9 protein-coding genes are annotated in these 10,082 nt (G+C 66.5%); 1 reads left to right on the forward strand and 8 read right to left on the reverse strand.

The window, feature by feature from the left end; translation table 11 throughout:
• Positions 1-216: 216 nt before the first annotated feature.
• Complete coding sequence (locus tag JMF90_RS10185) at positions 217-1,110, forward strand: LysR substrate-binding domain-containing protein (RefSeq protein WP_011549032.1); 894 nt, start codon at positions 217-219, stop codon at positions 1,108-1,110.
• Positions 1,111-1,225: 115 nt separating this feature from the next.
• Here JMF90_RS10185 and JMF90_RS10190 read toward each other — a convergent pair whose 3' ends face one another.
• The 8 genes from JMF90_RS10190 to JMF90_RS10225 form a co-directional block, all read right to left on the reverse strand.
• Positions 1,226-2,158 (reverse strand): amidohydrolase, encoded by a 933-nt coding sequence (locus JMF90_RS10190; RefSeq protein ID WP_011549031.1) that lies wholly within the window; start codon positions 2,156-2,158, stop codon positions 1,226-1,228.
• A 2-nt stretch (positions 2,159-2,160) separates the two neighbouring features.
• On the reverse strand, positions 2,161-3,483 hold the full coding sequence (locus tag JMF90_RS10195; protein WP_011549030.1) for an MFS transporter: 1,323 nt from the start codon (positions 3,481-3,483) through the stop codon (positions 2,161-2,163).
• Positions 3,484-3,494: 11 nt separating this feature from the next.
• Positions 3,495-4,733, reverse strand: a complete 1,239-nt coding sequence (locus JMF90_RS10200; protein ID WP_011549029.1) for an MFS transporter — start codon at positions 4,731-4,733, stop codon at positions 3,495-3,497.
• On the reverse strand, positions 4,730-6,010 hold the full coding sequence (locus tag JMF90_RS10205) for an MFS transporter (protein WP_011549028.1): 1,281 nt from the start codon (positions 6,008-6,010) through the stop codon (positions 4,730-4,732). The genes JMF90_RS10200 and JMF90_RS10205 overlap by 4 nt, the downstream gene beginning before the upstream one ends.
• Positions 6,007-7,053: an amidohydrolase gene (locus JMF90_RS10210; protein WP_011549027.1), complete on the reverse strand. Its 1,047-nt coding sequence runs from the start codon at positions 7,051-7,053 to the stop codon at positions 6,007-6,009. Before JMF90_RS10210 ends, JMF90_RS10205 begins: the two co-directional genes overlap by 4 nt.
• A gap of 10 nt (positions 7,054-7,063) precedes the next feature.
• Positions 7,064-8,215 carry a porin gene (locus JMF90_RS10215; RefSeq protein ID WP_011549026.1) on the reverse strand — a complete coding sequence of 384 codons (1,152 nt, stop codon included), beginning with the start codon at positions 8,213-8,215 and terminating at the stop codon, positions 7,064-7,066.
• A gap of 49 nt (positions 8,216-8,264) precedes the next feature.
• Positions 8,265-9,644: an MFS transporter gene (locus JMF90_RS10220; protein WP_011694856.1), complete on the reverse strand. Its 1,380-nt coding sequence runs from the start codon at positions 9,642-9,644 to the stop codon at positions 8,265-8,267.
• An 86-nt stretch (positions 9,645-9,730) separates the two neighbouring features.
• Positions 9,731-10,082 (reverse strand): SMP-30/gluconolactonase/LRE family protein (locus JMF90_RS10225; RefSeq protein ID WP_201325082.1); only part of this gene is annotated, 352 nt, incomplete at its 5' end.

The following is a 10,082-nucleotide window of genomic DNA, read 5'->3' on the forward strand; positions in this document are numbered from 1 at the left end:
CTCCGCGGGTGCGGCCAACGCGAATGATTTCATGCTTGCCATCACGCGCAAGCTCATCTGCCGCGGCACGACCGACGTCCCCGCCGGCACCGATTACGACGATCTTCATCGAACACTCCTTTTCGCGTTCAGGTTGGAACGTCGCCATTCTTCACCGAACCGGGGACCCCATAAATATGCTCTAATTTCCGACACTCCTAACCTACAGTTCGCAATATGGACAGACTGCGTGCCATGGAAACCTTCGTTGCCGTCGTCGAAGGCGGCAACTTCACCGAGGCGGCGCGGCGGCTGGAAATCTCGGCGGTCATGGTCGGCAAATATGTGCGCGAACTGGAGGAGCGTCTCGCTGCGCGCCTGCTCGAGCGCACTACCCGGCGCCAGAACCTGACCGATGCCGGTCGCGTGTTCTACGAAGACGCCAAGCGTGCGCTCGAACACATGCGCATCGCCGAAACGTCGGTCGAACGGCTACGCGCGTCGCCCTCCGGTACGTTGCGAATCAGCGCGCCGATCACCTTCGGCGCCTGTGTCATCGCGCCGCTAGCCGCGACTTTCCGGCAGCGGTATCCGCTCGTACGCGTCGAGCTGGAATTGAGCAATCGCAACGTCGACCTGATCGACGAGGGTTTCGATCTGGCGATCCGCATCGGCGAACTGGGTGATGCCGACCTCGTTGCAAGGCCGCTGACCCGGTATCGCATGGTGATCTGCGCGTCGCCGGGCTATCTCGCTCAGTACGGGCGTCCGCAAACGCCACAGGACCTGAGCGCGCATCACTGCCTGTTCCACACGGTGTGGAGCAGCCGCAACGGCTGGAAGCTCGGCGACGATGACAGCACGCACTTTTCGGCTGAATCGGGGTTCACTTGCAATGACGGCAACGGCCTGCGAATGGCCGCCATCGCAGGCGCGGGATTGCTGCTGCAGCCGGAAGTCCTGGTGAGCCACGATCTGGCGAGCGGCGCGCTGGTACAGGTGCTGCAAGGTTACGAGCCGAAGCCGCACCCCGTTCATATCGTGTATCGACAAGACCGGCGCCCGCTGCCGAAGCTCACCCGCTTCGTCGCGCATTTGCTCGAGCATGTGACGGAGCGCGACGCGTCGTAGCGTGCTTTTCGGTTCGACGACATGCGCGAAGATACGTTGGTCGGGCAAACGTCTTCACCAATTTAGGATGACATCGTTTCGTCAGCGGCTTCAAGCTTCCGACCGCCTCCCCGCGCTATGCAAATCCGTACAACTTCGCCGGGTTCGTGACGAATATCCGCTGCTGCCAGTCCGGCCGCCCGATCCAGCCGGCGATCACGTCCAGCAAGCTTGCGTCGTCCGGCTTGTCCGTCTTCTGCGTCGGGTGCGGCCAGTCGGTGCCCCACAGCATGCGCTCCGGCGCCATGTCGATCAGCGCCTTCGCGACCGGCGCGACGTCGTCGTAGGCGGGCGCGCCCGTCTTGCTGTCGACGTACGGCCCCGACAACGTGATCCACGTATGGCCCTTTTCCACGAGGCGTTGCGCGGTACGAAACGCGGCCGACGACAGCCCGCCGGGCTGCGGCACATGCGCGATATGGTCGATGACGAGCGGGCAAGGCAGCGCTGCAAGATGCGGCTCCAGCTCCGGCAGCCGCGCACCCTGCACCACCAGCTCGATATGCCATCCGAGGTTCGCGATGCGCGCGGCGAGCGGCGCCAGCATGTCGAGCGTCGTCGCGCCCGGATAGCTGAGGTTGAACCGGATCGCACGGATGCCGCCGCGATCGAGCGCCCGAAGTTCGTCGTCGCTCACGGTGCCGTCGACCACGGCGACGCCGCGCGCGTCGGCGCCGAACTGCGCGATCGCCGCCAGCGTGCAGCGATTGTCCGTCCCGTACGTCGACGGCGTCACGACCACGTTGCGCTTCACGCCGATACGCGCCTGCACGCTTCGGTATTGCGCGACGGTCGCATTCGGCGGCCGCAGCGTCGTACCCGGCGCGACCGGGAACCGGTCGTCGTAGATGTGCATGTGACAGTCGATCGCCCCGTCGGGCAACCGGAACGCCGGCCGCTCGGTGCCGCTCGACCACGTTTCGTCGGCCGCGGCCAGCCTCGGCAATGCGGCCGAAGCCAGCGTCGCGCCGGCGATCCGGAGGAACCCGCGTCTCGCGATGCGCGCCATGATCAGATGGTCCCCGTCTTGCCGACCAGCTTGCCGGCCGCATGATTGCGCGTGAGCAGCAGCAGCGTCGCGACGCTGACGAGCGTGAGGATCGCGAGCGGCATCAAGGCGAGCGCGTAGCTGCCCGTCGCCGCCTTCACCCACCCGTACACGTTCACCATCAGCCCGCCGCCGAGCAGGTTCGCGATCGCGTTGACCGTCGCGAGCCCGGCGGCCACGGTGCTGTTGGACAGCATGTCGGTCGCGAGCGCCCAGAACGGGCCCTTGAACGAATATGCGCCGACCAGCACCGCGCAGAGCATGCAGATCGTGGGCAGCAGCGATCCGCTCAGCGACGTCGCGAACAGCCCCACGCCGATCAGCAGCATCGGCACGACCGTGTGCCAGCGGCGTTCGCCAAGGCGGTCCGAGCGCCGGCCCCAGTAGACCATCAGGATCGAGGCCACCGCGTACGGCACCGAGTTCAGCAGGCCGGTTTCCATGACGGTCAAGCCGAACGACTTCAGCAACTGCGGCTGCCACACGGACAGCGTGCTGCCTGCCGCGGAAGCACACGTGTCGACGAGCGCGAGGCACAGCACGTAGCGGTTGCGGAACAGCTGCGCAAGCGGCAGCGACGGCACCTTCTTGCGTGTCTTGTGGCCGGCGGCCAGCGCGTTCGAGAGCCACGCGCGCTCGTCGTCGTCGAGCCACCTCGCGTTCTCCGGCTTGTTCGTCAGCATGAACAGGCACGCGATGCCGAGCAGCACGGTGGGAATGCCTTCGAGGATGAACAGCCACTGCCAGCCGCGCAGGCCCCAGACACCGTCCATCTGCAACAGCAGCGCGGAGATCGGCGAGCCGATGAAGCTCGCGGCCGGAATCGCGACCATGAACGTCGCGACAATCCGCGCCCGGTACTGCGCGGGAATCCAGTACGACAAATACAGCAGCACGCCCGGGAAGAAGCCGGCCTCGGCCGCGCCCAGCAGGAAACGCAGCACGTAGAACGTCGTCGCGTTGTGCACGAGCGCGGTCGCCGCCGACACGATGCCCCACGTGATCATGATCCGCGCGATCCAGATCCGGGCGCCGTATTTCTGCAGCGCGAGATTGCTCGGCACTTCGAAAAAGAAGTATGAAATGAAGAACAGGCTGCTGCCGAAACCGAAGACCTGCGCCGACATCCCGAGGTCGTGGTTCATCTGCAGCGACGCCATCCCCACGTTGCCCCGGTCGATGAAGGCAAGCAGGTAGCAGATCATCAAGAAGGGAACGAGTCGCCAGACGATCTTTCGTATGGTCCGGCGCTCGATCGCGGACGCTTCCATGAAACCGGCTTGCATGTTGTCTCCGTTTATTGTGCGCCTGAGCGCGTTCCTGTGAACCGTTGCCACGCGATGACCGCCACCACGCCGCACGCCAGCACGGCGGCCATGGCGGCGAAGGTGTGTCGCACGCCGAGCGCCTCCGATGCGCTGCCGACGAGCAGGTAACCGAACGGCATCGTGCCGTTGTAGGCCATGCCGTACATCCCGACGAGCCCGCCGCGCACATGCTCCGGGCACTGCCGCTGAATCGTCGCGTTCGTCGACGTGGCCGCGAACGTGAGGCTGAAGCCGAGCGCATAGAACGCGGGAATCGATCCCGCCGCATCGGTCGTCGCGGCCAGTACGGCCAGCGCGCCGACTGCCGTCCACGGTGCATAGGCGATGAACCGGCGCGACGCGCGCGGCCCGAACGCCGACGACAGCAGCACCGCCGCGCTCAACGAGCCGGCGCCGGCGCACGCGAAGAACACGCCGGTAAAGCGCGCCGCGTCGTGAAAACCCTGATCCGCGAGCAGCGGCACGAGCGTCTGGTAGCTGCCGGCGAACAAGCCGATGCACGCGAGAATCGGCAGATAGCGGGCCGAGAACGCATCGGACAGCACGTAGCCGACCGCGTCGCGCAGGCCGCTTTCCGCGCGCGACGGGCGGTCCACCGTCGCGGTCCGGATCGACCGCACGCACGCCGCCATGAAGCACAGCGCAAGCGCATAGATCGCAAACGACGTCCTGGGGCCCAGCGTCGGATAGACGAATCCGGCGATGGTCGGGCCGACCATGCGCCCGACGTTGTAGACCATCGTGTTCATCGCGACCGCGTTGGACGTGTGCGTCGCATCCTGCAGGCTCGTCAGCAGCAGCACCTGCCGCGCCGGCGTTTCCACCGCGCTCGACACGCCGATCGCCAGCGCATGCGCGAGGATCAGCTTCACGCCGAGCAGGCCGAGCAGCGACAACGTGAAGAGGCTGCCCGTCAGCAGCAGCGACGTCGTCAGCACGCAGAGCGTCACGCGGCGCGCGTTGGCCGTGCCGATGCGGGAGCCCGCCACCGGCGCGACGATCAACTGCGGCCCGTACAGCAGGAAGTTGAGCAGCGCGAGGATCGCCGCCGAGCCGGACAGGTGATAGATCAGCAGATTCAGCGTGACGTTCTGCGTCCAGCTGCCGAGCACCGACGCGACCTGCCCGCTCAGGTAGCGCCGCAGCGATGCCTCCGTCAGCGCCGGAAACAGCCTGTTCACCCACCCCGCTTGCGTCGCGACGGTCATGACAACGTCTTCCCGCGCGTTTCGGGCGCGAACAGCACGACCGCGGCCGCGGCGACGAACGCGACGATCGTCGTCGCGAGCCCGAGCACGAAGCCGCCCGACGTCGACGCCAGCGCACCGATGATCAACGGCGCGATGAAGCCGCCGAGCCGGCCGCCGTTGTACGCGAGACCCATGAAGAAGCCGCGCGATGCCGTATTGCCGATGATCTCCGCGAGGAACGGGCCGGCGCCCGCGAAGATGCCGTTCACGCTGAAGCCCGTCAGAAAGATCGCGGTCATCAGCAGCAACGGATTCGCCGACACGATATACACGCCGACGGCCAGCGCGCCGACCACCAGGTAGGCCAGGAACATCGGCCGCCGGCCGAGCCGGTCGACCCACGCCGAGAACAGCAGGAACCCGGTGATCGCGCCGAACTGCAGCGCCAGCACGAACTTCAGGCTATGCACGAAGTCGAGGTGCTTCACCGTGATCAGGAACGTCGGCGTCCACGTGAATACACCCCAATAGAGATACTGCAGAAAGAAGATGAAGCAGAAGGCGGTGAGCAGGCCGCGTACGTTCAGCTTCTCGTGACCGGCCGTGTCGGGCTTGCGAGCCTGCGGCTTCGCGTGCCTGCGCTCGAGCCAGATCGGCGACTCCGGCGTCTTGCGCGCGACCCAGAACAGAATGAAGAACGGCGACGCACCGATCAGGAACAGCAGACGCCAGCTGTCGCCGCCCAATCCGCCATGCGTGGCGCCGACGATGCCCGAGATCGCGATCGCGAGAATCGCGCCGATCGGCAAGCCCATCTGCATCAGCGCGCCACCCTTGCCGCGCCGGCCCGGATGCCAGGTCTCCGCGATGAGCGCCGCGCCGGCGGTCCAGGTCCCGCCCATGCCGAGCGCGCCGAAAAAGCGCAACGTGGCGAACGCATGCGCATCGGGCGCAAATGCGATCAGGCCGGAAAACAGCGAGTAGATGCCGACGCAGAGCAGCGCGGTGCGCACGCGCCCGATCCGGTCCGACACGAAACCGAACAGAATGCCGCCGATGATCTGTCCGGCCGCCGTGACGCTCGTGAACATGCCGAGCTGCGCCTTGTTCAGCCCGAACTGCAGCGCGAGCGTCGGCAGCAGCAGCGACAGCAGGAACGAGTCGTAGCTCTCGAACGTCCAGCCGAGCCCCGCGAGCGACAGCGCACGCCACTCGATACCGGTCACGCGCGTGAGCCCTTTTTCTGCGGCGGCGGAATCGATGTCCTGCGTCGCCGCGGTTGCAGTCGTCTTCATGGGTTGTCTCCGGGAATCGCGACGCGATACGTCGAGGCGGCCGTCCGGCTGAACAGCGCGGCCTTTTCGTCGGCCGACATCGCGGACGCGAGTCGTTTGAAGGCGTTCCACAGCACGCGATAGCTGAACATCCCCTTGTCGACGGGGAAGTTGCTTTCGAACATGCAGCGATCGACGCCGAAAAGCTCGACGCAGGTGTCGAAATACGGCTGCCACGCGGCCGCCAGGTCCTGCGACGACGGCGGCAACTCGCGCGCGGCGAAATCGAAACCGAACACGGTCATGCCCGCGCCGCCGAGCTTCATGCGCGTGTTCGGCAGCGCGGCGAGACGCCCGAGCTGCCGTTTCCACTGCGCATGCACTTCGGCACGCCGGCCGGCATGCGGCCCCACGCCGACGGGGCCGCCAAAGTGGTCGATGACGACGATGACGTCCTCGGACGCGCGCACGAGTTCGTACAGGTCGTCGAGCTGCGTGTGATAGACCCACGCGTCGAGCGACAGTCCGTAGCGGCCGAGCGTCGCCACGCCCTGCCTGAAAGCCTGCTCCGACATCCGGTCGCGCGGCGGCGTCACCGGGCTCGACCGCACGTCGGGGCTCGCATGCCACGCGAGCGGATTGCGGATGCCGCGCAATCGCCCGCCGGACACCTGCAGCATCGTGTCGAGCACCGCCTCGAGTTCCGCGCCGAGCGACAGATCGGCGCCGCCGACGATGGCCTCGCAACAGCGCGTGGGGCCGTATGCGCCGCTGTCGAACATCGCGGCGACGCCGCTCGCGAATGCCACTTCGCCCACCGGCTTGAACGCCTCCGGCCCGCTTGCGCGCAACATCGATCGACACTGCACGTAGACCGTCGACACGACCCGATGCCCGCTGCGCACGTCCGCGCCGAACTCGTCCGCGAGATAGCGCCCGGTCTGGCGGTCCCACAGGTGGTGATGGGCGTCGACGATGGCGAGTTCGGGTTCGAGCACCGGCTCGTCGCGCAATGCGAGCCACTCGGGCCTGACCGGCAGATGGGGCGCGTGAACGGTCTGCATCGCACTCGCCTCAGAACTTCTGGCGCATGCCGATCACCACACCCGTCTGGTTGTGATCGGGCGCGACCGTGCCATAGCCGTTCACGCCGAGCGCGGAGCCGCCCTTGTTGCGCGCGAAACCCGCCGTCGCATAGATATCGGTGCGCTTCGACAGCAGATAGTCCGCACAGAGCACGGCGAGCCACGGGTCGGCACTCGTCGAATGCACGTCCTGGTAATAGGCCGTCGCCGTGACCACGAACGCGGGCGACACCGCGTATTGCGCGCCGGCCCAGTACAGGTTCGCCGTGCTGGCTTCGGCGCCGTTCGCGACACGGATCGGGTTCGCCGGCAGGAACGCATTCGACGCACGAAGGTAGCGATAACCAGCGAATCCCTTCACCGGTCCGATCGCATACGACGCGGCGGCCGTGGCGCGCCGCTCGGTGCCCGTGTTGGTCGCGACGGTGTTGCTGTTGCGCTGCTCGTACGACACGCTCGCGGCGAGCGGCCCTTGCGAGAAAGTCAGCGCCGCGCTGAAGAAGCGGCCGGTGAGTTGCGCGCCCGGCACCTCGGCGCCGTACCCGGTGTCGTAGCGGGTGCTATACATGGCCTGCGCCGTCAGTGGGCCGAACACGCCGGTGTACTTCACCGAGTTGTCGATGCGCGCGGCCGCCGCGTAGTCGACCGACAGCACCGAGTATCGCGACGACGCGCCCATCGGGTCGAAGGCCACGGCCTGTTCGTAAAAAAGCGCGTTCTGGCGGCCGAACGTGAGTTGTTGGCCCCGGTACGCCAGCCCGACCCACGCCTGCCGGCCGAAAATCCGCGACGTCGTGGCGGCGTTCGAACCGAGACCTTTCGTCGACTGCGCGGTCGTGCCGTCATTGATGTTGAAGCCGTTTTCCAGCTGGAAAATGGCCTTCATGCCGCCGCCGAGATCCTCGACGCCCTTCAGTCCCCAGCGCGAACCGGACAGATTGCCCGACGCTTCGCGCGTCTGCGCGCCGCCGGTATTCGTATTGTTGACGTGTTCGACGCCGACATCGGCAATGCCGTACAGCGTGACGCTGCTTTGCGCATGCGCGGCAACGCACCACGAGGCCGCGCTCGCGACGGTGACGGCGCCGAGCATGAAGCGGGGTTTCGGGCGGGAATGCTGGCTGGCCTGATTCGACAACATGAAGTCTCCAAACTGTTTTTTGTGGGTGGGTGTTCTGGCGAAAGAAAATTCACGCCTCGCGGGTGACAGGCGCTTCGCCGGCGCCCGAGCCCGGATCGCCGAGCCATGCGATGGTCAACGCGCCGAGTAGCAGCACACCCGACACGGCGATGAGCGGCGCGGTGAAGCCGCCCGAGAATTGCTTGAGCGCACCGATCATCGACGGCCCGACGAAGCCGCCGAGATTGCCGACCGACACGATCAGCGCGAGTCCGCCCGCGGCGGCCCGGCCGGTGAGGAATCCCGACGGGATGGCCCAGTAAGTCGCCTGGAACGCGAGGATTCCGCTCACCGTGACGCACAGTGCGATCAGCTTGAAAACCGGCGCATGAATGAAGGCGCTCGCACACAACGCCGCCGCGGCCAGCGCGAGCGCACCGGCAACATACGGAATACGGTTGGCAGCGCGATTGGCGAGACGCGCCCACCAGAGCATCGCACCGGCGCCGATCGCATACGGGATGGCCGTCAGCCAGCCGACCACCGCGTGTTCGACGCCGAACTGCTTGATGATCTGCGGCATCCACAAGCCGACGCCGAGCGAGCCGACGATCCCGCAGAAGTTGACGAACGCGAGCACGAACACACGCCAGTTCGTCATCGCGTCGCGCAGTGTGCTGCCGTGCTTCGCGCCGATGTCGCGCTGCTCGAACGCGAGGCGCTTCGCGAGCGACGCCTTCTCTTCGTCACTGAGCCACGCGGCTTTCTCTGGACGGTCGGCCAGCACGAACAGGCACGCGATGCCGAGCATCACCGCAGGGACGCCTTCGATCAGCAGCAGCCACTGCCAGCTGCGCAGCCCATGCAGGCCGCCGAGTTCGAGCAGCGCGCCCGAAATCGGCGAGCCGATCATGTTCGCGACGGGAATGCCGACGAGGAAGGCGGCCGTCACCTTCGCGCGCCACTTGCCGGGAAACCAGTGCGTGAAATACAGGTAGATGCCGGGCGTGAACCCCGCCTCGGCGAGCCCGAGCAGAAAACGCGCGGCCGCAAAGCTCTTCGGTCCGACGACGAATGCCGTCGCCATCGAGAACAGGCCCCACGTGATCATGATTCTCGCGATCCATACGCGCGCCCCGACCTTCTGCATGATCAGGTTGCTCGGAATCTCGAACAGGAAATAGCCGATGAAGAAGAGGCCTGCACCGACACCGAACTGCTCGGCCGTCAGACCGAGATCCTTGTTCATCGTGAGCGCCGCGAAACCGACGTTGGTCCTGTCGAGATAGCTGATCACGTAGCAGACGAAGATGAACGGCAGAATGCGCCGGAACGCCTTGGCGAGCGTGCGCTCGCTGGCCGCGTAATCGTCGCCGGCAAGCTGCGCCGAGGACGGCGCGTCGGCGCGCGGGGCGTCATCGCCGGCATGCAGCGCGTGCGAAATGGTCATGCTTGTCTCCTTCGTCGCGCGGCTGGCGGCGCGATCTTTCGGCATGCGGGCGGGAAGCCGATGCGCGGCTTCCCGGCTCGTGGGTCTCAGTCCTGCTTCACTGCCCGTTTCGCTGCCTGTTTCGGCAGCGGGCCGGCAATACTCATGTCCGCTTTCAGGACGGAACCGGACGTCGATTCGGTGATGAAAAGCGTCTTCATGTCCGGGCCGCCGAAGCACACGCTCGTGAGCGACGCCCCTTTCGGTCCGGTCAGGATCTCGACGGGCTCCGCGCAATGGTTGAGCACCCACACGCGGCCGAGCCCCGGATTCGCGACGAACAGGCGGCCTTCGAGATCGACGGTGAGGCCGTCGGGCCCGCTCGGTCCGTAGGAGGTAAAGAACTGGCTGACCTTGCTGACCGACCCGTCGGCCTGCAACGGCATGCGCCACACGGCA

The organism is Burkholderia sp. E168m23 (assembly GCF_016586125.1).
Taxonomy (GTDB): Bacteria; Pseudomonadota; Gammaproteobacteria; order Burkholderiales; family Burkholderiaceae; genus Burkholderia; species Burkholderia orbicola.